Origin of the sequence: Solibacillus sp. NPDC093137 (genome assembly GCF_050280445.1) — a bacterium.
GTDB classification, from domain to species: domain Bacteria; phylum Bacillota; class Bacilli; order Bacillales_A; family Planococcaceae; genus Solibacillus; species Solibacillus isronensis_B.
Map to the genome: position 1 here is coordinate 1,903,270 of NZ_JBNNVH010000001.1, position 24,633 is coordinate 1,927,902.

A 24,633-nucleotide genomic window follows, 5' to 3' on the forward strand; every position below is an offset into this window, starting at 1 on the left:
AAAAGGTATAAAGGAACGCCATTGCCAAAATGGCAATAGCGTTCCGGATTTTTATACGTAATAGTTTTCTACAACATCTGCACAACGTTTACATAATGTAGGGTGATTTTCGCTTGCGCCTACTGTTTCTGAAATTGTCCAGCAACGCTCACATTTTTCACCGTCAGCTTTTTCAACAACTAACGCTGTTTTATCAAGTACCAACGCTTCTGCAGGTGCATTTTCCTTACTGCCTGCGATAACGAATTGAGAGACAATTGAAAGCTGTGCAAAATCGATGTTTGCATCATTCAATAGCTCGACTGTTTCACTATCTGCATAAACCGAAATTTTTGCTTCCAGTGATTTACCGATTGTTTTTGCATTACGCGCTTCTTCCAATGCTTTTAACACTTCATTGCGTACTGCGATTACTTTTACCCACTTCGTACGTAGTTCTGCAAAGTTTGCCTGTTCTACTACTTCAGGGAAATCTGTTAATTGGACAGATTGTGGCTTGCCATCGAATTCGATGTAGCTCCATAACTCTTCAGTCGTATGTGGAATAATTGGCGTTAATAGTTTTACTAGTGCCATTAATGTATCATACATAACTGTTTGCATTGCACGACGGTCTTTATTATCTGTTCCTTCGATATATACAACATCCTTTGCGATATCCAAGTAGAATGAAGAAAGCTCGATAGCTACAAAGTTATTTACAGTTGTGTATACAGTTGAGAAGTCATAACGGTCATAAGCTTCACGGATTGTTTTTACAACATCCTGTAAGCGCATGTACATATACTGATCCATTTCACGTAATTCTTCATAAGCTACACGGTCAGTTGTTTCGTTAAAGTCAGTCACATTTCCGTGCAGGAAGCGCAATGTATTACGCACTTTACGGTATGTTTCAGAAACTTGCTTCAACATATCCATTGAAATACGAACATCTCCTGTATAGTCAACAGATGCTACCCACATACGAATAATGTCGGCACCGTATTGGTTCATTACTTTGATTGGGTCAATCGTGTTGCCAAGTGATTTAGACATTTTGCGTCCTTCGCCGTCCAATACGAAACCATGTGTTAATAAACCTTTATATGGTGCATGCCCATTAATCGCAACTGATGTGATTAATGATGAGTTGAACCAGCCACGGTGTTGGTCAGAACCTTCAAGATAAAGGTCAGCAGGATATTTCAGTCCGCGCTCTGCTAAAACACCTTGGTGAGATGACCCTGAGTCGAACCATACGTCCATAATGTCGTTTTCTTTTGTAAACTTGCCGTTCGGGCTGCCTTCATGTGTAAAACCTTCTGGAAGCAAGTCTTTTGCTTCACGCTGGAACCAAATATTTGAACCGTGTTCACGGAATAATTTTGAGATATGCGCGATTGTTTCTGGTGTGATAATCGGTGTTTCATCTTCCGCATAGAAAATCGGAATTGGCACACCCCATGCACGCTGACGAGAAATTACCCAGTCACCGCGGTCGCGAATCATATTGTAAAGACGTGTTTCTCCCCATGCCGGTGTAAATTCTGTCGCTTTTACGGCATCTAATAATTCATCACGGAACATTTCAACAGATGCAAACCATTGTGGTGTTGCACGGTAAATTACCGGTTTTTTCGTACGCCAGTCATGCGGGTATGAGTGTGTAAATTTAGAAACATGCAATAAAGCATTTTCTTCTTTTAATTTTTCAATAACAACCGGATTTGCTTTTTCGTAGAATAATCCTTCAAAACCAGGTGCTTCATTTGTATAGCAGCCACCGTTATCTACTGGTGATAAAATGTCAAGACCATAGCGTTTCCCGATCTGATAGTCGTCTTCACCGTGGCCCGGTGCTGTGTGTACACAACCCGTACCAGCATCAGCAGTTACGTGGTCACCAACCATTACTAATGAATCTCGCTTGTAAATAGGATGTTCTGCAACGATCATATCAAGCTGTTCACCTTGTACTTCCTGAACGATTTGAACATCTTCCCAGCCAAATGTTGCTGATAACTTTTCAAGTAAATCTTTTGCTACGATATATTTGCTGCCGTTTGTTTCAACGACAGCATAAGTGAATTCAGGGTTCACTGAAATCCCTAAGTTTGCCGGAATTGTCCATGGCGTTGTTGTCCAGATGACAAATTTGGCATCTGCCGGTACTACGCCTTTGCTGTCTTTAATGCCGAATGCAACATAAATTGAATACGATTCAACATCTTTATACTCGATTTCCGCTTCTGCCAATGCAGATTCAGAAGACGGTGACCAATAGACTGGTTTTAAGCCTTTATAAATATAGCCTTTCTCTGCCATTTTCCCGAATACTTCAATTTGGCGTGCTTCGAATTCAGGTTTTAATGTGATATACGGATTTTCCCAGTCACCACGTACACCTAGGCGACGGAATTGGCTTTTTTGGTTTTCGATTTGTTCATAAGCGTATTTTTCACAAAGCTCACGGAATTCTGCAACCGACATTTCTTTACGCTTAACACCTTTATTTGTCAGTGCCTGCTCGATTGGCAAACCGTGTGTATCCCAACCTGGAATATAAGGTACATGGAATCCTGACATTGATTTTTGGCGGTTAATCATATCTTTGATAACTTTGTTTAATGCGTGACCGATATGGATGTCTCCGTTTGCATATGGAGGGCCATCATGCAACAAGTAGTGAGGACGATCTTTTGTACGCTCCAGTACTAGCTTGTTGATATCCATTTCATCCCATTGTGCCTGAACTTGCGGTTCTTTTGTTGGTAAACCGCCGCGCATAGGGAAGTCGGTTTTCGGCATTAATAACGTGTCTTTATACTCTACCATTGTAAATTCCTCCTAGTGATCTTATCGAGTGTTGATTTCTAATCCGGGTCGGGGGCCAACACAATGTTGCTCACGAATGCATTGTCACAGGACGTGACGATTTTAGCATTCGTTCAATCTTCCCCTAAATTCTAATCAACAGCTTTTAGCTAATAATGTAGCGTTCTAAATTACTCATGTTTTTTAATGCTCTTAAGGATTTGGTAGCTTTTTAAATAACAAAAAAGCCCCTCCATCCCTGTAAAAAGGGACGAGGAGCATTAGTCTCGTGGTACCACCCTAAATTCGCTAAATAAAATTAGCCTCATTAGACACTGTAACGTCGTGTGCTACGAAATAACTTACTCGAATTTCAGTTATTTAGCTCAAGAGTGATTTTCGATTTAACTTGCTTTGTTCGAGCTCTCACCATCCTCGAATCGCTATACCACAATGTTAAATTTACTGTCTCCGTCAAAGCCTGATGCAAGTGCATCCTATTCATTATTTTTCAGTATATGAAAAGGCTGTATAAAATGTCAAGTACCGTTGACTAATACACGGCATTTTCGTCATTTTGGTTCTCTTCTTTGATTTCTTTACGATTGTTTTCCTGAATTTCCGTTAAGTCAACGTCATATTCCAGTAATTGATCCCAATCCCCTGTATTCAGTAAATCAAGCTGTGCTTCCACTAACATTTTAAATCTGTTGCGGAATACTTTTGACTGTTTTTTCAATTCGTCAATCTCAATCGTCACTTTTCTCGCTTTTGCCAATGCGTCATTTACAATACGATCTGCATTTTTTTCAGCTTCTTTAACGATGAGCTTTGCTTCTTTTTCGGAATTGCGACGAACTTCGCCAGCTGCCTCTTGAGCAACAACAATTGATTTCTGTAATGTGTCTTCCAATGAATTGTAATGATTCATCTGTTCCGACATCATTTTAATCTTTTCTTCGAGCTCTTTTTTCTCGCGTAAAACAATTTCATAATCTTTTATAATCTGATCTAAAAATTCATTTACTTCGTCTTCTGCATAACCACGGAACCCACGTGTAAACTCCTTATTATGTATATCAAGAGGTGATAATGGCATATCGTTCTACTCTCCTTTTTTACGTACATTCTTACAAGTATTATAAACGTTTCTTTAGGGAATAACATCATGTTTTCCTAAAAAACAGTTGAAAATTATACTTTTTGCTCTAAACGTCCTACTTGTAATCGAATCTTATCTTTTTTTGTCCGTCCTTCTGTCAGGATGACTTTTAACCGCCCATATCCTCTTGCTGAAATAATGTCGCCTTCCTGCAATTCAAAGGCCACAGCTTCCCTGACAGTCCAGTTAACTTTTACTTTTCCGGCATTGATTAAACTTTGTGATTTTTGGCGGGAGATATTAACGATTGTTGCTAAAACCACATCAAGGCGCATTGAAGAAACCGTATGCGAGCTTTCGACCCATTGCTCCTCATTTTGGATATACGGTGTAGTGGCATCCATTTCCTCGGCACTTACTTTCACTTTGCCGATACTCGTTAAATGCATCCGTACATAATCCGCGATTTCCGATGCAATGGCAAATTGGACCGTATTATCGGCAAGCCGAATATCCCCAAACTTGCTCCGGTCTAAACCAATCGATAATAAGGCCCCTAACACATCAGGATGGCGCAGCTGAACAAATTTTGTCGGGTAATTCAGTGAATACACAGCAATTTGAAAATCGGTTTCTGCCGGCTCATAATACGAAGGGGCTATCAGCATTCGTTTACGCTCCGCCTCTTCAAATATACCTTCAGTGAACACATGGAGATCATCTGATTGCTGAACGATGGACTCTACGATAAAACGCTGTCTCGGATCTAAAAAATCGGTCAATTTTGGAGCATAGCGATCCTCTACTTCACGCTGCCATCCAATAACTTGCTCAATGAAAGGTTGTTCATCTTTACGAAAATGTTGGATTAAATGCTCCATCATAATTCCTACTTTCTTTTAAACTGTGTTACTAATTTTTCCACTTTCTGATTAAATTAAACTTTTAATTTATGTATACGGCATGCATTCAGCCAATTTAAACCCTTTTCCAGTTGAATGTTGCCCCATTTCAATCCGATAACCGCGAAACAACCGGAAATAAAGAAAACTCCTACAATGGCAGGAGTTCAATTAGATTATAAGAAAAATGCTAGGACGCCATAGACGCCTCGCTCGATAAATACTAACGCGAATAAACCGACAATTGGTGAAATATCAATCATCCCAATCGGTGGAATAAATTTGCGGAAGAATCCTAAATACGGTTCACATACTGTTTCCAGGAAACGACCAACAGCCGATTCTTGCAATGCCGGAACCCAAGACATTAATATGTATCCAATCAGCATAAAACGGTATACAAGAAATGCTGTTGATACAATTGAAAATATAATCATATTTTTACCTCACAAAATTTAATTACTCGAACGTTAAATTAGAAATTTCTCCTGATACTTCTACATTTTCTGGTGTACATAAGAAAATATCATTTCCAATACGCTGAATATCTCCACCTAAAGCATACACTGTTCCGCTCAGAAAATCGATTATTCGCTTCCCTTGATCTCGGTCGATGCGCTGTAAATTAACAACGGTAGCACGTTTATTTTTCAAATGTTCTGCGATATCCTGCGCCTCTGCATACACGCGTGGTTCTAATAATACTAATTTGGAATTCTTCGATGAAGACGCAGCTTGAAGGCTCACAACATTGTTATGATTTTGCATCACGACTTCATTGCGTGGTGGTTGCTGTTGCATTTTACGCTCCTTCTTCATTCGGTTTTGAATGAGTTGTGGTTGCTGCTTTTGTCCATAATCCTGGTAAAATTGCTGTGGTTCATTTTGAACTGCTTTTGGTGCTTGTTTTTGCACTGTTTGCGTTTGGGCAGGAGCATAATCTTCTTCTATTTCTTCTAAATAAAAGAACTTGTCAAAAATATTTTTAATGCTCATATTAATCCTCCTTAGCCAACAAGAGCTGTTCCAATTCTAACAAATGTTGCCCCTTCTTCAACTGCAATTTCGTAGTCATTTGACATGCCCATCGATAATTCAGTACAAGGTACATTTGGAATGTTCAATTGTGACACTTCTTGTTGCAATTGTTTTAACTGTTTAAACACTTGTCTAATCATCGCTTCATCTTCAGTAAAAGGAGCCATTGTCATTAAACCTACTACTTCAATTTTTGAAAATTGCTCAAGCTGCTTTACAAAATCCAGCGCTTGTTCTTTCGTTAAGCCATGTTTCGATTCTTCACCAGAAACATTTACTTGCAAGAAACATTTCACTCGTTTTGTTGCTCTTTTTTCAATTTCTTCTGCCAGGCTTAATCGATCAAGAGAATGTAAATAATCAATCTGATCAATTACTTGCTTTACTTTTCTCGTCTGTATTGAACCTATATAGTGCCAGGAAACAGCTGAGTTAATCGAATCCAGCTTATTTAATAAGCCTTCAGGACGGTTTTCTCCTAAATGGACAAGACCCGCTTCAATTGCCTCTTCTGTCCGGTTGACATCTACTTCTTTCGTCACAGCAATAATCTGGACTGCCTGTTCAGCATTGACACGTTGTTTTGCAATTTCTATTTGATGTTGAATCTGTTTTAAATTTTCTATGATTTTCGTCACTTTTTTCCCAACTTTACAACAATAGTTTCTCTCATTGTATCAAGTGATAGTTTAATTTTCAATGAATAGCGTGAACTATTCATCCGGTGATTTCACTAAGATGACATCTTTTCCGACTGTGAGTATATTACTAAAGAGAATTTTCTTAACTAACTCTTCCCCTTGAAATAAATGGTAAAACTTTTTTGGCGGGGAAATTATAAATGCAGTAATGGCTCCTTCTTTTTCATCCACCTCCGCATCTACAATATAACCGATAAATTTTCCGCTTGTTGCCTCAATGATTTCCTTTTCCTGAACGGATGAAAATCGCATTCCTCCATCCTCTCTGTATCATTAATTTACTTTTACCTCATTATAAGTATTCAAACATTGTGAAATTATGATGAAAGGGACAGCCCTACGTGTTGGACAGTCCCTCAGAATTTCTATCTAATTAACGGAAATCCCGCTTCATCAATTCTACCGCACTTTTTTCCAATCTTGATATTTGCGCTTGTGAAATACCTAAAGACTGGGCAATTTCCGTTTGAGTTTCTCCTAGGAAAAAGCGCTTTTCTATAATCATTTTTTGTCTGCTATTTAGCTTTTTCATACTTTCTTGCAATGAAATCGAGCCGACCCAATGCTCTTCTGTCACTTTATCTTTAATTTGGTCAATCATAAAGATCGCATCGCCACCATCGGAATAAATCGGTTCCTGCAGTGACATCGGGTCTTGAATTGCATCAAGAGCAAACAATACATCTTCTTTTTTCATCTCAATTGCCTGTGCCAATTGCTCGATTGTGGGTTCTGTTAAATGTTCCGCAATAAATTGTTCTTTCGCTTTCATCGCTTTATACGCAATATCACGCAATGAACGAGACACACGCAGTGCATGATGATCGCGCAGGTGTCGGCGGATTTCTCCCATAATCATCGGTACAGCATATGTTGAAAATCGAACATTATGCTTCAAATCAAAATTATCAATTGCTTTTAATAAACCAATACATCCTACTTGGAATAAATCATCTGCCTGTTCGCCACGATAAGCGTATCGGCCGACAATACTGAGCACTAAGCGTAAATTGCAGAAAACAAGCTGCTCACGAACAATCCATTCTCCTTGCTGTAATCGTATAAATAAATCTTTCATTTCATCTGGCTTCAGTACTGGTAATGTAGATGTATCCACACCACACAATTCCACTTTTGTACGCATCCAACTTCACCTTCCGAACTTGATTGTCTTTTGTCTTTTCAATCATTTTGTCCGAAATGGTCATCGCTATGCGCGCCAAATTTAACCATCTTATGCAATTGGTTCGTTCAAGAATTCACGTAAATCCATAATAATTTTTTTCTCCAATCTTGAAATATAAGATTGTGAAATACCTAAATGGTCCGCTACTTCCTTTTGCGTCATTTCTTCTTTTCCGTTTAGGCCAAAACGACATTCCATAATATATTTTTCACGAGGTGTCAGCTGATTAATGGCATTAAACATATGCTGACGCTCAATTTTACGTTCTACATCAAGTGTTATAATATGTTCTTCTGTCCCTAATATATCTGAAAGTAATAGTTCATTGCCGTCTGCATCCGCATTTAACGGTTCATCAAAGGAAACTTCGCCTTTCATGCGGCTCGTCTTTCGTAAATGCATCAATATTTCATTTTCGATACAGCGCGATGCATACGTCGCTAATTTAATGTTTTTATCCAAATTAAATGTTTCAATCGCTTTAATAAGGCCAATGGAACCGATGCTGATTAAATCCTCAATCGGCGTGCTTGTATTATCAAAACGTCTTGCAATATAAACGACTAAACGTAAATTTCTTTCAATTAACATATCTCTGGCATGCAAGTCACCATTCATAAATGCTTCGACTACGACAACTTCTTCTTCTCTAGTTAATGGAATAGGCAATGAATCATGTCCCCCTATATAGTATGTCCCTTTTTTTCTTCTAAAGTAGCTTAGTATGTTTAAAATTATCGATTGAATTTTTTTAAGCAATATCGATCCTCCCTTATGAATTCGTTAGGACAAACACATGTGCAATCATTTGTGCATTTTGCGGAAAGCGCGCATCATTTTTCGTAAATACAACATAGTGATTTGGATACGTCTTGTTCTGAATGACAATTGTGGCGCGAAAGGCCGGTACGAGTAATGTGCCTTTTTGAACCGTTGTAATAGGAACAATACGTATTCTTTTCTGTATTTCCTTAGAAAACATTGTCAGTGAGTAAGGCTCCTGCTCATTCCATTTGAGCAGGCATTCACTAAATTCATCTGGTAACATCGATTGAACTGTTTTAAACGAAATAAAATGGACCGGTGCCTGACTTAAAGGTTCAGTGCATTCATTTCCGGTATCGATATATGTGACGAGCTCCATTTGTTGTTCGAACAGTTCCACTTTGCTTGTCGTTACATACCGACTTTGTGCAACATTCTGCAGTTTTTGAAACCAGCCTTGTTTCATCACTGTCAAACTAATACATACTATGCCGAAACATAAAAAAATATAAACGAAAAACGGAGATGCAAGCAAAAATGGTTGTAATGCTGTTATTAACCCACCTGCGAGCAAAGTAGCGACAACAATCCACTTCCCTTGCTCGTAAAATATTTTCCATTTAAATGAAAAGGCAATGCCTAATAGTACGATGAAACTTACAAGCAACATGAATATGTTTCCCATAAATAAAACAGCGATCAGCGCACTACAAAAGGCCCCTAATAGTAATCTCCAAATTGGAATGATGGTATATGTTATTGTTGCGGTAAATTTTAGTAGTACGAGATTCATTAAAAAATTCATTAAAAGAATCCACTCTGCATACATGTATTGTCCTCCTGTAAATAAGATTATCAAACCCCCCCAGAGTTTTTTGTCTAACTGTTGCATAAATTTGGAAGAATCGTATGACATATTGTTACGACATTCAAATCCAATCGACAAAAAGTTGGGAGCAGGAAAGTTAAAGAATCATAGGGGCATAGGGGGAGGTATTAATGTGATGGTGGGAATCTGTGAATCTACTTTTTCTTGCCTATACATGCATAGCCACGCTACTTTTCACAACATCTCTTAAACTAAAAAAACGATTATTCACATATACATGTAAATAACCGTTTTTCATATAATTGAAGTTTGTACTATTAGCGATTGCGACGATTGCGTAAAAATGTCGGAATATCCAATGCATCGTCCTGCTGATAGTTTGTTTGTTGCGTATGACGTGGCGCTTCTTGCTGCACCGGATCTTGCTGGCGTACAGGCTGCTGTTGTTGCGGTTGATTTGTGCTTGTTGCAGCTTGTTGACGAGCACCGATTGACGGACGCACAGGCTGCGGCTTTTGGATAATAAAGTCATCAGAAAAACCTGTTGCAATTACCGTTACGATAATTTCATCGTTTAAGTTATCGTTAATTACAGAACCGAAGATCATATTTACTTCTTCATCTGAAGCGAGCTGTACAATATCGGCAGCTTCCTGAACTTCAAATAAACTTAAGTTCGTTCCGCCTGTAATATTCATAATGACACCTTTTGCTCCATCGATTGATGTTTCAAGTAATGGAGAAGAAATTGCTTTTTTAGCAGCTTCTACTGCGCGGTTTTCACCAGCAGCAATCCCGATACCCATTAATGCAGAACCTTTATCGGACATAATTGTTTTTACATCGGCAAAGTCCAGGTTAATTAAACCAGGTGTTGCGATTAAATCTGAAATACCTTGTACACCTTGACGCAATACATTGTCCGCTTCACGGAACGCTTCCAGCATTGGTGTTGATTTATCAACAATTTGCAGTAATTTATCGTTTGGAATGACGATTAATGTATCAACTGCTTCTTTCATTGAAGTAATACCGCCGATTGCCTGAGTTTGGCGTTTACGGCCTTCAAATGTAAACGGACGTGTTACAACACCTACTGTCAATGCACCTAAGTCACGTGCGATTGATGCGATTACCGGTGCTGCACCCGTACCAGTACCACCGCCCATACCGGCAGTTACGAATACCATATCAGCACCACGTAATACTTCTTCCAATTGTTCGCGACTTTCCTCAGCAGCTTTTTTTCCTACTTCCGGGTTTGCCCCTGCACCTAGTCCACGTGTTAATTTACCGCCAATTTGTAGTTTATACTCAGCTTTTGACAGATTTAAAGCTTGCGCATCTGTATTTACAGCGATAAAGTCTACACCTTGTACACCATGTTCAATCATGCGGTTTACGGCATTGTTACCGCCTCCGCCAACGCCGATTACTTTAATAACGGCTAATTGTTCAACATCCGTTTCAAATTCTAACATACTCTTCTCCTCCTAATTGTTCACGTCATTCATTTTCGTATTAATCGAAAAATTTGTTTAATAAGTTTTTCGCGCGATCAATCACACTTACTTTATTTGCGCTATCTACTCTCTCCGGCACATTTGATTGTTTTTTAGAAGGAGTTGGTTGAGTAGGATAAGGTGCTGCATATGAAGAAGCTGGTACCGGCTCGCTTCTTCCGTAAAATTCGTCTTCTGCATGTGCATAACGAATTAAACCTACTGACGTTGTAAAGGCCGGTTCACGTACACCGATGTAATCAGGTGTATAAATGCGAACACGCGTTAACATTACTTGTCGCGCCAGCTGAGCAATTCCTTCAAGCTGTGCTACCCCGCCAGAAATGACGACACCACCCGGTAAATCCTGTACCCCCATACGTGCTAATTCATCCAATACTAATTCAAATAACTCTTCTAAACGTACTCCGATAATTTCCGAGATGAAGCGTTGACTGTATTGATCTGTTGTATCAGTACCAACAACAGGAACATCAAACGTTTGTTCATCGGAAGCATCATCGTAAAAGGCATGTCCATACTGCTTTTTGATTTTTTCGGCTTGTTCTGTCGGTGTTTTTAATACAATCGATAAATCTTTCGTAATATGATCTCCACCTACCGCAATAACAGCTGTATTTGTCAGCAGTCCGTCTTGGAATACCGCAACAGTTGTCGATCCGCCCCCTAAATCGATATAAGCAGTTCCTTGATTTTTCTCATCTTCCGTCAGCGCAAAATTCCCTGCTGCTAATGGTTGTAGATAAATTTCGCGAATTTGCAAGCCTGCACGTTCTACACATCTTAAAACATTATGTACAAGCGTCTTGGATGTCGTAATCATTGTCGCATCCATCTCTAAACGAATGCCAATCATACCACGCGGGTCTTTAATCTCATCTAGGTTGTCTACGATAAATTGTTTCGGAATCAAATTTACTAACTCTCGCTCTGGTGGAATCGACATTACCTGTGCAGAGTCTATTACTCTAGCTAAATCATCGTCCGTGATTTCCCGGTCTTCACCGTTTACCGCTACAACCCCTTTAACAGGCTGTAGAACTGTCTGGTTTGCAGGAACTCCAAGCACCACTTCTTCTATATTAATACCAGTCATTCGCTCTGCTTGATCTACAGCTTTTTTAATGGACTGTACAGTTGCATCTATATCAACTATTGCACCTTTTCTTATCCCTGTTGATTTCACATGACCTACACCAATTACGTGCAATTGATCACCGTTCATTTCTCCGATCAGGACCTTTATTGAAGATGATCCAATATCGAGAGAAACATAAATTTCTTGATGATTCAACTTTCTGCACCTCCTTCGATTACTCCTATAGTTCATTCTATTGTAAATTTCGTTAATTGTCTAAGTAAAACGATAAATTGTAATGATATTTTAACGTGATTGTTAAGAGTTTTCCTCCTTTTTCAATCTTCTGTTCTCATATTTTGTCAATAATAACCGACGAATGACTGCGATATTCTGAAACAGTCGAACTCCGAATGCAAAAATAGCGGCTAAATAAAGATCGACACCTATATGAACACCGAGAAAAGCCAATCCTGCTGCTAAAATTATATTAAAGAAAAAACCGGAAATAAATACTTTGTCATCGTAAACTTGTTGCAATAATGCACGGATACCGCCGACCATTGTATCGAGAGCCGCCAGTACAGCAATGGATAAATAGTTTTCATAAACAGATGGAATTTGAATATCTGTTAAAATCCCTAATACCACACCTAATATAAGACCTAAAAGTGGTAACCACATATTCGCATCCCCTTCTACTTTTCTGATAAATACTTAATTTTTTGTACAGGCGCAACTGAATCAATTTGTATATTCTGCTCTGCTTCATGAATCGTCAATACTAGATTATCAATATAAAACTCATTCTGGAACGTAGATGCCAGCAAATGGTTTTTCATCTTTTCGGCTTGCTCATACGTAAATGTAATGATGTTTATTTCGATATCCGTATTTTGAATCGGCTCGCTATTGATCGTCGTTTTCCCATTAATATCTCGAATGGCTGAATTGTAGCTTAAACGTTTGCCATCGATTTCAATTGCCCGGGCATTATAGCGATTTAAATCATTTATAAGCCGAATTAACAGTTCAGGAGATACAGGCTTTATTTCATAGCCTAAGCCCATTAATTCAGGTGAAGAACCAACTGATAACGTTAACCCCGGTCCTTCAACCGGAAGGATCCCTGCACGTTCTTTAAGTTGATCAACAGTTTGCTGCAATAGTATTTCCGGATTATCAAATTCTGCATCCTCGTATTTATTGACAGTTTCGGTTAATTCGCTTATTGCTCTCAACAGTTCGGAATGCTGCTCCTGTTCCGCAAATAATTGCTGGCGAATTTCCCAAACATCGACTGTATTTCTTTCGGTCGGATTTTGAATAGTGTTGTACTGCACTGCGAGCATAAAGCCGATGATAAACGAGATAATTGTAATATTGCGGTACATTTTTTTCGTCATCATCCTCCCTCCGATCTTATGCCTTATTCATCGCTGACTGTATGCATTTCTATTAGGTCATCTTTTTCCAAAGTAACAACAATTTGTTCATTTAATAATTGGTCAAATACTCCCCCTGCCAATTCTAACGAAGAAACAAGTACATCCTGATTACCTACCGCCTCGATTACAAATGGTGCTGGGTACTGTTGTCCATCAATTGTAATGACAGGACCATTGCAGGCAATGTAAGAATTCGGTTTTAAACGTTGCCCATTAATCGAAATTGCCTCGGCACCTGCAATTTTTAGTTCATTTAATACTTTAAATATGTGACTTTCGTGCACAATATACTCATTCGGGTTAGTAGAATTTGGATTATAATTCCCATCTTGCAGTGTTATTTTGATCCCTTGTCCCATTCCATCTGTTATTCCTAGTAACAGTCGCAATTGCTCAGCATCCTGCCGATTCTGTTCATATTGCGTTTCGTTCGAAGAGAACTGCTTTTCATACGTTCGAATTTTCTCCTCTAATTGGGCCAACTCATCTGCAAGCTCTTTGTTTCTTTCCTGTTTTTCAATCAAATCTTCCATGTACCGGTTTTCCTGTTCAAACTGGGGAGAGGCAGAACTTAATGTACGCTTGTCCTTTGATAAATTATAGGAAAAGCCGATAATAAATCCTGTGATCACGCATACAATGAGTATAGCGCCATACTTTTTTGAAAATAAAGTTGAACTTTTCCTCGGCTGCCTTCTGTTATCATTCTGGCTCTTCTTCATTTTGTTCTTCCAGTTGCCCCCCTTCATCAGTTCCCGCATTTTCTGTTTCATCTGTAGTTTCTTCAGTGTCTTCTTTTATTAATGAATACTCTCCTGAAAAAGGTCGGTAATATGAACCGACTTCAATATCTACAATTCCTTTTTCAGAAACGTCCTCGCTTTCAATTTGCGCAATGATCGATGGATAGTAATTTAACTTTTCTGCTAAAGTATTCGCATCTGCGCGTACTTCATAGCCATCATTCATAAATAGCGTAATTGAATACGGGTCCGCTTCTGTAGGATTTGCATTAATTTGTGAAATGAGCGACAGTACTTCCGGTTTTAGATTCGCAAGTTCCTTTAACAGCTTTTTTCGAAGTGACTCATTTTCAAAGTCCCGAAAAATCGGGGCATCGATCGGAACAATTTCATTGGATTCTTCAAAAACAATGCCATTATCAAGCATAGGGTAAAATTCCCCGTCTTGTGAAATATAGGCTACTTTTTGCCATTCCTCTATTGTAATTTGAACTTCATTCAGGAATTTTCTTTCGACATTTACGGATTTTACCCATTCGTGCTGAGCAATTGCCTGCTCCACTTCCGAAATTTTAAAGCCCCATAACGAATCATCAATTTTTAAATTTGACTGTTCGATATAGTACGTATCTTCCTTAAGGGCTGCCCCTTTAATATCAATCTTTTTTATATCACTATAAGGTAATTGAAAATAAAGAAGGATGATAATGATAAAAAGAAAAATCGTCACTAGTGCTAAAAATTTAAAATTTGTACGGCGTCTTCTGCGTTTTTTCATAGCTGGTACTCGTTCTGTAATATCGATTACTTTTTCCATTATCCTTACTCCTTCCTTCTTTCATAAGAGAAATTTAAAATAAGCGCTACTGTTACCCAGACAACAACAAGCGATGTTCCGCCATAGCTTATAAATGGCAGTGTTACACCTGTTACAGGCAGTAAATTAATAACTACCCCTATGTTCAGCGCTGCCTGTACAGCAATCATCGTTGTAAGCCCGCATATTGCATAAAAATGAAATACATGCTTACATTGTAATGCCAAGCGATATCCAAGAATTAAAAAGCACGCAAAAATAAGCAGCAGTCCCATTCCACCGACAAGGCCGATTTCTTCTAAAATAATTGCAAATATAAAATCGTTCTGCGGTTCCGGTAAGTATAAATACTTTTGTCTACTTTTTAATAATCCATGTCCAAACAAGCCTGCCGGACCTATCGCAAATAAAGATTGTACAGCTTGGAAGCCGCTTCCTAACGGGTCTGCCCAAGGATTGATAAACGCTTCGATCCGTTTAAGACGATATGGAGCCGCGATAATTAACCCGGCTAGGCCCCCTATACCTAAAGTGATGAGGACAACATATAAGCGCAACGGATATTGTGCAATAAAAAATATAATTAAAACAACTACAACTAAAATAAAGACAGCACCGAAATCAGGCTGAAGCATAATTAAGGCTGCCGGAAGGATCAATATGAGAAAATGCTTCAATTGAACAATGCGCTCATACGATTTCCGCTGTGTTAATAATGCACTAATATAAATAATTGTCGTTACTTTCGCAATTTCAGCCGGTTGTATCGTTAAAGGACCGACTCCAATCCAACTTTGCGAACCATTTCGGACAATCCCGATACCCGGAATAAGAACAGCAACAAGTAAGCCAAGCGAGATGATATAAAAAATCTTCCACACTTTCGGTTGCTGTAGAAACTCCCAGTTCATAATGGCTGCACAAATGATAAGTGCAACGACGAAATAAATGGACTGCTTCAGGTAAAACGGGGTTTGTCCATCATAGTGAACATTCCCCCAATATGTACCTGCAGAATAAATAAAGAGAATACCAATAAGCGACAATACAATCGCAGTGATCATAAAATACTGTTGATTTTTTTGCGACAGTGTAACTATCCTTTCCTATGAAAGTTTCATAACACGATCTATAAATAAGTCGCCCCGAATTTCAAAGCTCGCATGTTGATCCCAGCTTGCACATGCCGGTGACAGTAAAATGATGTCACCTTCTTCAGACATTTTTGCTCCGTAACCGACTGCATCTTCTACATCAATTGCACGCACAATATTCGTAATGCCACATGATTTTGCAAATTCGATAAAGCGAAGTGCAGTCTCGCCAAACGCGACAACTGCTTTTACACGTGTCATTTCTTTACGAAGCTCTTCAAATGAATGCCCACGGTCTAATCCGCCGGCCAATAATACAATCGGTTGCTCAAATGCAGCCAAGGCACTTTTCGTTGCCAGTACATTTGTTGCTTTTGAATCATTATAAATTTTACGTCCTTGCCATTCACGGACAAACTGCGTACGGTGACGTACCCCTGCAAATGTTGATAAAACTTCTTCAATTGCTTCAACAGGACATTGCTGCAGTAGCGCTGCTGCTACAGCACATAAAATGTTTTCTAAATTATGCTCGCCCGGCAATACAATATTATCACGTTTTAAGATCACATCGCCTTGCCAATAAATGTTTTCTTTATCAGCACTGATTCCTTGTTTTGCATGACCTTTTGTCGTAAATGGAACGAGTTGAGCATTTGATTTTTGGGCATATTTCGCCACAACTTCCTGATCCGCATTATAAATAAAATAATCTTCAGCTGTCTGGTTGCGTGTGACCCCAAATTTAGCCTCAGCATATTCTTCAAATGTCCCATGATAATCTAGATGGGCTTCATAAAGATTTGTCAAAATTGCAATATGTGGTCTGAATTCACGTGTCCCCATTAACTGAAACGATGATAATTCGGTAACGATGACCTCATCTGCGTTTGCTTCTGCTGCAACACCACAAGCAACGGTTCCAATATTCCCGGCGATTAATGGTTTTAAACGGCCTACTTTCAGCATTTCGTAAAGTAATGTTGTCGTTGTTGTTTTACCATTCGAACCGGTAATACCGATAAATGGCGCTTCACTTACTAAATAGGCAAGTTCCATTTCTGTAATAACAGGCAGACCTTTTGTTATCGCATCGGCAACGATCGGATTTGTGTATGGAATCCCAGGGTTTTTTACGATAAGCTCAAAACCTTCATCAAGCAAATCTTCTGGATGTCGTCCACAAATTACGGTAATTCCTTTCGACAAAAGCTCCTGCGCTTCAGGATTTGCATCAAATGGCTTTGCATCATTGACTGTTACAAATGCACCTAACCGATGCAAAAGTTCAGCAGCCGCAACACCACTTTTCGCCAATCCTAAAACGAGTACTTTTTTAGCTTGTAATCCTTCATATTCCATCATAATAACGCCTCCGCTAATACTGCTATAAGTGCTACGATACACCCTGTTGACCAAAATACTAGTACGACTTTCCATTCTGACCAGCCAGATAATTCAAAATGGTGGTGAATCGGACTCATTTTGAATATACGCTTTTTACGGAGTTTATAGCTACCTACTTGTAAAATAACGGATAATGTTTCAATAACAAATACGAGACCGATTAACAGTAACAACAATTCTTGTTTTACCAGTACCGAAATCATTGCCAATGCACCGCCAAGCGCAAGGGAACCTGTATCTCCCATAAACACTTTTGCCGGGTTTGCATTAAAAATCAGAAATCCAAGTAATGCACCAGTTACAGCAAATGCAAATAAGGCGATATCGGCTTGCTCGTTAAATAATGCAATGACACCGAATGCTGCAAAAGCGATTGAAGCCGTTCCTGATACGAGCCCATCCAAACCATCTGTTAAATTGACTGCATTTGAAAAACCTACTAGCCAGAAAATTAAAAACCCAACATAAAGAATTCCTAAATCAATCGATACATCGGTATACGGAATCCCTACAGATGTATCAAATGAACCTAAACGTAATAGTAAGAATGCTGCAATTGCAATTGCGATTTGACCAATTAATTTTTGAAGAGAAGTCAATCCTAAATTACGTTTAAATATAACTTTTAGCCCATCATCTAAAAAGCCAATTACGCCAAATCCAACTAAAACAAGTAATAATACAATCGTTTGTGTTGTAAACAAGTCGAAAATCATTGCGACGATAATTGTCGAAATAATAATGGCTAACAAGAAAATTAAACCACCCATTGTAGGTGTACCCGCTTTTTTCATATGTGATTGAGGGCCTTCTTCACGTATACTTTGCCCGAATTTTAATCGGCGTAAAAGAGGGATTCCTACTGGTGCTAAAATGACCGTTACTAAAAATGATGAAAAGAGTATGGTCAATGTTGTTGATAATGTCATAATATATCTCCTTTAAAACTTCTGTCTGAATATGGTGGAACGTTTGATTTTCAACGATTACGACCTTAAGATATTATTGTGAAAAAACGTCCTTCACTATAATAGTTGTTTTAGTTGCATTTTGAAAGATGGAATTTCAATTTAATTTCCTAAATATAAATGGACACTACCACTTTGGAGAATGAGACTATCAGCTGATGGGACTTGCTGAATTACTTTTTCGCCTTCTCCGTGCCATTCAATCTTATAAGGATATAAATGTGGAATTACTTCTTCTTTTGTCATTCCAATAAAGTTTGGTGTACGCTCCGTCAATTCATCGCCCCAAACGTAATTCCGTTCTATTTGATCTTTTTGCTTTTCGATATTGTACAGCGGTGCTGCATCTTCAATAATGCGGCCTACAATCGGTGCAGCGATAACACTTCCGAATTGCAAAGAACTTTTCGGATTGTCAATCGCAACATAAACGATAATTTCCGGATTATTGGCCGGCGCAAAACCGATGAACGATACAATATAGTCTCCGTCCTTATAGCGTCCATTTTCCACCTTTTGTGCTGTCCCTGTTTTGCCCCCAATGCGTAAGCCGTCTCGAAATGCCTGGCGACCAGAACCTTTTGCAACTACAAGCTCCAGAGCATGACGCACTTTTTCCGATGTCTCTTCACTGATAACCTGCACTTTCGCTTCCGGATTTTGCTCCATAATGACTTCGTTTGTTTTGGAATCCAGTATTTTCGAAACCGTATACGGTGTATATAATGTACCACCATTAATTGCTGCTGAGACCGCCTGCATCTGCTGAATCGGCGTAACAGAAACACCCTGACCAAACGAGGTCGTAGCATGCTCTACCGGACCAAATGCTTCTTTTGAAAATAATATGCCTGTTGATTCACCGGAAATATTCGAACCCGTTTTTTTCCCGAATCCGAATTTGTGAATATACTCAAGCAACTTTGTTGAACCAACTCGTTGCCCTAGTTCTACAAATCCAGGGTTACAGGAATTTTGTACAACTTCGTAAAAAGTCTGATCTTTATGTCCTTCACGTTTCCAACAGCGCAATCGTGCCCCCTCGACCATTGTATAGCCATGATCATGAAAATGTTCTTCCTCCATGTTGACTACACCTTCTTCAATAGCAGCACTGAGCGTAATAATTTTAAATGTTGAACCCGGCTCATAAGACATAAATACAGGAAGATTACGGTTATATATACTTGGCTCTACTTCCGAAAATTTCGTCGGATCGTATGTCGGGAATGATGCAAGCGCCAGTATTTCACCACTATTTGGATTCATGGCAATGGCCAATGCCTGATCTGCATCATACTCCAGCATCGCCTGCGATAATTCACGTTCGACAATTTTCTGAAGCTTTAAATCAATTGTCAGCTGAATTGTCGCACCGTCTTTTCCGTCTTTCCATTCATCATCCACATGCTCCAATGCATTCCCTTTTGCATCAGTAAATAACCGAATAGCTGCATCCGAACTTTTTAATAATTCATCATATTCGTATTCGATTCCTGCCAAACCTTGGTTATCTGCACCTGTAAACCCTAAAAAGCGTGCGAGCAAATTACCGTGCGGATAAGATCTTACATAATCGACACCACTGTATAAACCCGGAATTTGGAGCTGCTGAATTTTTTCCGCTTCCTCATAAGTGATGTTTTTAGCTTCCGGAGCAAGTTTTACCAGGGATACCCGTTGCTGCAGTCTTTCCAATATTTTGGCTCGATCCTTATTGAGCACGTTTGCAATGGCATCTGCTGCTTGTTCTTTATCTTCGTTTTGTGAAGGCATGAAGTACAAAGTCGGGGCAAGTTTGTTCGTTACAATTACTTCATTGTTTCGGTCAGTAATTTCGCCTCGCTGTGTATGGAACGGAATTTCCCTGTCCCAGTTTTCTTTTGCCTTTGTCGAAAGCTCATCATACTGAATAATTTGAACGGATACTAATTTAACAAAAATCGCCACGCCGTATAGTACAAGTGCGATGGCGATCCATGTTAAACGTTTTTTAGATTTTGTAGTTACCCATTTCATAATATGACACCTCACCTAAAACAACGTATGTTAAAGATGAAGTTTGTATTCAAATCTCACTAATCTTGTGGAAGTTCTTCACTAAATTCTTCGTCTTCCTCTTCTTCAAGCTCCATATCCTTTGCCGGAGGGGTCAAATGCTTCTCCTCAGGGGTTTTTAGCTTGACGACGATCGGTGAATCATCTGTTATCGGCGTCCCTTGAGAAACACTTTGGCTTTCAACATAACCTTCCCCGACAATTTCAATCGGCAGTTTTGATAGTGACTTATAAACAAGTAAATTACGTAGTGACCAATCACTAAACGATGGTAATGTAATTTCTCCATCTGTCTTTAAGAAAACGATGCTCCCACTTGTTAATGATGCATCTGCTGCAGGGAACTGTTCTGTAATTTCTCCATCTTGACCGATTATTACAGGAACCAGCCCTTCTGCTTCCAGTTGAGTCATGACCGTATCTGTCTGCTTCCCTACATAATCCTCAATTTTTGTTGTTTCAACTTCCGCTACGTCCGACGGATTGATATTCATATACTTCAAACTGTTCAATACAACTGAATTGAAAACTTGTGAAACTGGGTCAGAACCTATTTCGGTTGCACCTAGTTTTGGCTTTGCAACGGCAATAAATACCGCCAGTTGCGGATCTTCTACAGGTGCCATTCCTAAAAATGAATAAAGGAATTCATTTTTCCCCCAGTCATAACCGATACCATTTGCTTTCGGCATTTGGGCAGTCCCTGTTTTCCCCGCTACTTTATAACCTTCAATTTGGAAACGCTTCGCATTCCCTGCTTCACCGTATATAGTCGAAGCTAAAACTTCACGTGTTTTCTGTGCCGTCTCTGCCGAAATTGGTTCACCTTTTATAGTAGGTTTTGAATCTACTACAATCTCACCTGTGTTCGGATTGACAATTTTATCAATTACGTATGGCTGCATCATTTTCCCGTCATTTGCAACTGCCGTTACCCCTTGAATTAACTGAATCGGTGTAACAGTCGAACCTTGACCGAATGTTGTCGTATATTTTTCTAAAGGATAGCGTGAGTTAATAATGCCGCTCGCTTCATTTGGTAAGTCAATACCTGTTTTTTGGCCGAAACCAAAATCCTTTAAATAGCTCTCATACGTTTCCCATCCCATAATATCAAGCAAGTTCGTCATTGCTGTATTCGAAGAGCGCTGAATGCCTTCTAAATAGGAAATTCTCCCCCAGCCGTGTGTATTATGGTCACGTACCGTGTTTTTATAAACTTTGTACTGGCCTGACTGGTATTCGGCATTGGGATGCCAATTCCCTGAATCGATTGCGGCTGCAACCGTAAATGTTTTAAATGTGGAACCCGGTTCAATCGTATTTTCCACAACATCATTTAGCCAGTTGCCATCTAACCCTGCACGTGTGTCAGGATTGAACGTTGGCCGTTGTGACATCGCCAAAATCTCTCCTGTTTTTGGGTTCGCAACGACAGCAACCATTGACTGCGGATTATATTTGTCATTAACACGTGTCATTGCTTCTTCCAGGAAGTTTTGGATTGTTTTATCGATTGTTAAATAAATATCGTTTCCATCCTGTGCTTCCTGTATGACTTTATCACTGCTTGGCAATAAATAGTTACGTGCATCACGCTGGTAGGTTAACTTACCGTCGGTTCCTGTTAACTGCTTATCATAAATATATTCAAGCCCCATTTTCCCGACAACCGAAGAATTTCCGTCGTCATCGGTTTCACGCAATGCAAAACCTATAAGATGAGAGGCAAAGGCGCCGTTCGGATAATAGCGTTTTTTGTCGCTATATAATAGAATGCCAGGCAGATCAAGCTCTTCAATCTTCTTTTTCACTTCATGACTGATGCCGCGCCCTGCCAGTCCAAACTCGACTTGATATAAATCTTTGGAAGGGTTTAGTCTTTCATAAATTTTTTCTTCTTCCATCGGAAGGTATTGCGCCAATAATTTTGCTGTTTTTGCTTTATCGACGACATGCCTTGGATTTTTTTTATTTTCTGTTGCCGATTCTTTAATTACCGCTACAAGACGGTAGCTTAATGTATCTTCGGCAATCACATTTTCATTGCGGTCCAGAATCTTCCCACGGTCTGCAGATAACACATATCCAGTTTCGTACCTTGATAATGCTTCTTCTTCCAATTCATGCCCTTTTACCATTCCTGTCGCCTGGATTGTTGCAAAACGCCAATATAATAGTAAAAAGAGCCCTCCAAAGAATATAAACATTAGAAAGGCTCCTATCTGGTAACGAAATCTTCTCTTTTTCATTCTCCCGGCACTACTTTCACATTTTTCTCATTTAGTGTTAATCCGAGTTCTTTCGCTTTTTCCCAAATACGTTGGTGAGTGGAGCGTTCACTTACTTGTACTTTTAAATCTGTATTATTATTATTGACTTCAGTTATGTCGCGTTCGATTTTTTGGATTTCCATACTGAGCGTTTGGATTTCTCCTTGAGTATGTAATATGGAAATAGCGAAAGATGCTACTACGATTGCAAGTACTAGGAACAAAAACTTTTCCTGTGCCGAAAAATACTTTGGTTTGCGTTTTTTCGGCTGGACCGGCAGTCTTTGTTCCTGATGTTGAGGTAGTTCTGGCTGTTGTTGTATATAATTTTGTCTTGCTCTTACTGCCATTTTTTACCCACGTCCTTTATCGTTAATTTTTTCAGCGATGCGCAATTTTGCTGAACGTGAACGATTATTCGCAGCTAACTCCTCGTCTGATGGTAAAATCGGTTTTCTTGTCACTAATTTAAGTATTGGTTTCATATGCTCTGGAATAACCGGTAATCCTGGCGGTAAATCCGGCAATGATGAAGCCTCTTTAAAAAGTGTTTTTGTTAAGCGGTCTTCTAATGAGTGGAATGTAATCACACTTATACGACCACCAATTTTCAATAAATCGATTGCATCTACTAAAGAATCTTCCGCTGCACCTAATTCATCATTTACAGCAATTCGAATAGCCTGGAAGATTCGTTTTGCAGGATGTCCACCTTTGCGACGTGCTGGGGCTGGAATACCATCTTTTATAAGCTCTACTAATTGACCCGTCGTTTCGACAGGAGCAATTTCACGGGCTTGTTCAATTTTGCGCGCAACTTGTTTCGAAAATTTTTCTTCTCCGTAACGGAAGAATATACGAACAAGATTTTCGTATGACCATTCATTCACAACATGATATGCGCTCAGTTCTGCAGTCTGATCCATTCGCATATCGAGCGGTGCATCATGGTGGTAACTAAATCCGCGTTCAGGTGTATCAAGTTGTGGTGATGAAACACCTAAATCATATAAAATCCCATCTACTTGATGAATGTTCAGTTTGTGTAATTCTTCTTTTAAATAGCGGAAATTTGAGTGTACGAATATAATGCGATCCAAATAATCGGCTAATCGTACTTTTGCATTTTCAATAGCCGTTGTATCTTGGTCAAAGCAAATTAAACGGCCTTTTTCTGACAATTGTTGTACAAGGTACTCACTATGGCCTGCACCACCTAATGTGCAGTCTACATAAATACCATCCGGATTGATGTTCAACCCATCAACAGTTTCTTGCAATAATACAGTTGTATGATCGAACATAGTTTGAAGCACCTCTTAATATTAATTCAATTACGTGTCGGTACTATTACACCCGGATTAAAAGTTCATGTCGGTTCTGTAATAGTGACCATTGGTTTAAATTTTTCAACTTCTACTAAATTTAAAAATCAAAGCCAATCAGATTTTCTGCGATTTCATCAAATGATTCTGCCGATTGCTCGAAGTATTGCTGCCAAGATTCTTTCGCCCAAATTTCAATTTTGCTCGATACACCTAATATCACGCATTCTTTTTCAAGATTAGCGTATCCAATCAGTGTAGACGGAATATTAATTCGGCCTTGCTTGTCCACTTCTACTTCTGTTGCCCCAGAAAAAAAGAATCGCGCAAATGCACGTGCATCTTTTTTGGTCATCGGTAAATCCTTTAATTTATCTTCGAGTTTTCGCCATTCATCCATAGGATATCCAAAAATGCATTGATCTAGCCCGCGAGTTATTACAAAGTGTTCTCCAAGTGATTCTCGAAACTTTGCTGGGACAATCATACGGCCTTTTGCATCGATAGAATGTTGATATTCTCCCATGAACATGCTACTCACCCCACTTTAATAAATAATGTACCACATCCCCCCACTTTC

At 39.2% G+C, this 24,633-nt stretch carries 24 protein-coding genes and 1 other annotated feature; all 24 genes read right to left on the reverse strand.

The window, feature by feature from the left end; all coding sequences use genetic code 11:
- Positions 1-51: 51 nt before the first annotated feature.
- The 24 genes from ileS to mraZ all read right to left on the reverse strand — a co-directional run bounded on the left by ileS (position 52) and on the right by mraZ (position 24,585).
- A complete protein-coding gene (gene ileS / locus ACQKN3_RS09695; protein ID WP_427711037.1) occupies positions 52-2,817 on the reverse strand; it encodes an isoleucine--tRNA ligase in 2,766 nt (921 codons plus the stop codon).
- 243 nt (positions 2,818-3,060) lie between these two features.
- Positions 3,061-3,283 (reverse strand) — a binding site (T-box leader).
- A 66-nt stretch (positions 3,284-3,349) separates the two neighbouring features.
- Positions 3,350-3,895 (reverse strand): DivIVA domain-containing protein, encoded by a 546-nt coding sequence (locus tag ACQKN3_RS09700; protein WP_251689476.1) that lies wholly within the window; start codon positions 3,893-3,895, stop codon positions 3,350-3,352.
- A 95-nt stretch (positions 3,896-3,990) separates the two neighbouring features.
- Positions 3,991-4,779: an RNA-binding protein gene (locus ACQKN3_RS09705; protein WP_251689478.1), complete on the reverse strand. Its 789-nt coding sequence runs from the start codon at positions 4,777-4,779 to the stop codon at positions 3,991-3,993.
- Positions 4,780-4,976: 197 nt separating this feature from the next.
- Positions 4,977-5,237 carry a YggT family protein gene (locus ACQKN3_RS09710; protein ID WP_079525044.1) on the reverse strand — a complete coding sequence of 87 codons (261 nt, stop codon included), beginning with the start codon at positions 5,235-5,237 and terminating at the stop codon, positions 4,977-4,979.
- A gap of 22 nt (positions 5,238-5,259) precedes the next feature.
- Complete coding sequence (locus tag ACQKN3_RS09715; RefSeq protein WP_251689481.1) at positions 5,260-5,796, reverse strand: cell division protein SepF; 537 nt, start codon at positions 5,794-5,796, stop codon at positions 5,260-5,262.
- Between the two features lie 11 nt (positions 5,797-5,807).
- Positions 5,808-6,476: a YggS family pyridoxal phosphate-dependent enzyme gene (locus ACQKN3_RS09720; protein WP_427711041.1), complete on the reverse strand. Its 669-nt coding sequence runs from the start codon at positions 6,474-6,476 to the stop codon at positions 5,808-5,810.
- A 75-nt stretch (positions 6,477-6,551) separates the two neighbouring features.
- A complete protein-coding gene (locus ACQKN3_RS09725) occupies positions 6,552-6,791 on the reverse strand; it encodes a PRC-barrel domain-containing protein (protein WP_079525038.1) in 240 nt (79 codons plus the stop codon).
- Positions 6,792-6,912: 121 nt separating this feature from the next.
- Positions 6,913-7,683 carry an RNA polymerase sporulation sigma factor SigG gene (gene sigG, locus ACQKN3_RS09730; protein WP_008403388.1) on the reverse strand — a complete coding sequence of 257 codons (771 nt, stop codon included), beginning with the start codon at positions 7,681-7,683 and terminating at the stop codon, positions 6,913-6,915.
- A gap of 90 nt (positions 7,684-7,773) precedes the next feature.
- Entirely contained in the window at positions 7,774-8,484 is a 711-nt protein-coding gene (gene sigE / locus ACQKN3_RS09735) for an RNA polymerase sporulation sigma factor SigE (protein WP_079525036.1), read from the reverse strand.
- A gap of 13 nt (positions 8,485-8,497) precedes the next feature.
- Positions 8,498-9,319 carry a sigma-E processing peptidase SpoIIGA gene (locus ACQKN3_RS09740; RefSeq protein ID WP_251689485.1) on the reverse strand — a complete coding sequence of 274 codons (822 nt, stop codon included), beginning with the start codon at positions 9,317-9,319 and terminating at the stop codon, positions 8,498-8,500.
- 317 nt (positions 9,320-9,636) lie between these two features.
- Entirely contained in the window at positions 9,637-10,800 is a 1,164-nt protein-coding gene (ftsZ, locus tag ACQKN3_RS09745) for a cell division protein FtsZ (protein ID WP_251689487.1), read from the reverse strand.
- A 40-nt stretch (positions 10,801-10,840) separates the two neighbouring features.
- Positions 10,841-12,136, reverse strand: coding sequence for a cell division protein FtsA (gene ftsA, locus ACQKN3_RS09750; RefSeq protein ID WP_251689489.1), 1,296 nt, complete (start codon positions 12,134-12,136; stop codon positions 10,841-10,843).
- A 102-nt stretch (positions 12,137-12,238) separates the two neighbouring features.
- Positions 12,239-12,604, reverse strand: coding sequence for a small basic family protein (locus ACQKN3_RS09755; protein ID WP_008403393.1), 366 nt, complete (start codon positions 12,602-12,604; stop codon positions 12,239-12,241).
- Positions 12,605-12,618: 14 nt separating this feature from the next.
- Complete coding sequence (locus ACQKN3_RS09760) at positions 12,619-13,326, reverse strand: DUF881 domain-containing protein (protein WP_427711045.1); 708 nt, start codon at positions 13,324-13,326, stop codon at positions 12,619-12,621.
- Between the two features lie 23 nt (positions 13,327-13,349).
- Positions 13,350-14,090 (reverse strand): DUF881 domain-containing protein, encoded by a 741-nt coding sequence (locus tag ACQKN3_RS09765; RefSeq protein ID WP_251689494.1) that lies wholly within the window; start codon positions 14,088-14,090, stop codon positions 13,350-13,352.
- Complete coding sequence (locus ACQKN3_RS09770; protein WP_427711047.1) at positions 14,071-14,928, reverse strand: cell division protein FtsQ/DivIB; 858 nt, start codon at positions 14,926-14,928, stop codon at positions 14,071-14,073. The genes ACQKN3_RS09765 and ACQKN3_RS09770 overlap by 20 nt, the downstream gene beginning before the upstream one ends.
- Positions 14,929-14,933: 5 nt before the next feature.
- On the reverse strand, positions 14,934-15,992 hold the full coding sequence (locus ACQKN3_RS09775) for an FtsW/RodA/SpoVE family cell cycle protein (RefSeq protein ID WP_251689498.1): 1,059 nt from the start codon (positions 15,990-15,992) through the stop codon (positions 14,934-14,936).
- A gap of 42 nt (positions 15,993-16,034) precedes the next feature.
- The gene (gene murD, locus ACQKN3_RS09780; RefSeq protein WP_427711050.1) at positions 16,035-17,387 is read right to left on the reverse strand and encodes a UDP-N-acetylmuramoyl-L-alanine--D-glutamate ligase; all 1,353 of its coding nucleotides are present in this window, start codon (positions 17,385-17,387) and stop codon (positions 16,035-16,037) included.
- Positions 17,384-18,358, reverse strand: coding sequence for a phospho-N-acetylmuramoyl-pentapeptide-transferase (gene mraY, locus ACQKN3_RS09785; RefSeq protein ID WP_251689502.1), 975 nt, complete (start codon positions 18,356-18,358; stop codon positions 17,384-17,386). Before mraY ends, murD begins: the two co-directional genes overlap by 4 nt.
- 141 nt (positions 18,359-18,499) lie before the next feature.
- Entirely contained in the window at positions 18,500-20,416 is a 1,917-nt protein-coding gene (locus ACQKN3_RS09790; RefSeq protein WP_427711052.1) for a penicillin-binding transpeptidase domain-containing protein, read from the reverse strand.
- Between the two features lie 59 nt (positions 20,417-20,475).
- A complete protein-coding gene (locus ACQKN3_RS09795) occupies positions 20,476-22,665 on the reverse strand; it encodes a penicillin-binding protein (protein ID WP_251689505.1) in 2,190 nt (729 codons plus the stop codon).
- Between the two features lie 38 nt (positions 22,666-22,703).
- On the reverse strand, positions 22,704-23,078 hold the full coding sequence (gene ftsL, locus ACQKN3_RS09800) for a cell division protein FtsL (RefSeq protein WP_427711055.1): 375 nt from the start codon (positions 23,076-23,078) through the stop codon (positions 22,704-22,706).
- Positions 23,079-23,081: 3 nt separating this feature from the next.
- Positions 23,082-24,032, reverse strand: coding sequence for a 16S rRNA (cytosine(1402)-N(4))-methyltransferase RsmH (gene rsmH, locus ACQKN3_RS09805; protein WP_251689509.1), 951 nt, complete (start codon positions 24,030-24,032; stop codon positions 23,082-23,084).
- A 121-nt stretch (positions 24,033-24,153) separates the two neighbouring features.
- Positions 24,154-24,585, reverse strand: a complete 432-nt coding sequence (mraZ, locus tag ACQKN3_RS09810) for a division/cell wall cluster transcriptional repressor MraZ (RefSeq protein WP_014824545.1) — start codon at positions 24,583-24,585, stop codon at positions 24,154-24,156.
- Between the last annotated feature and the right edge of the window lie 48 nt (positions 24,586-24,633).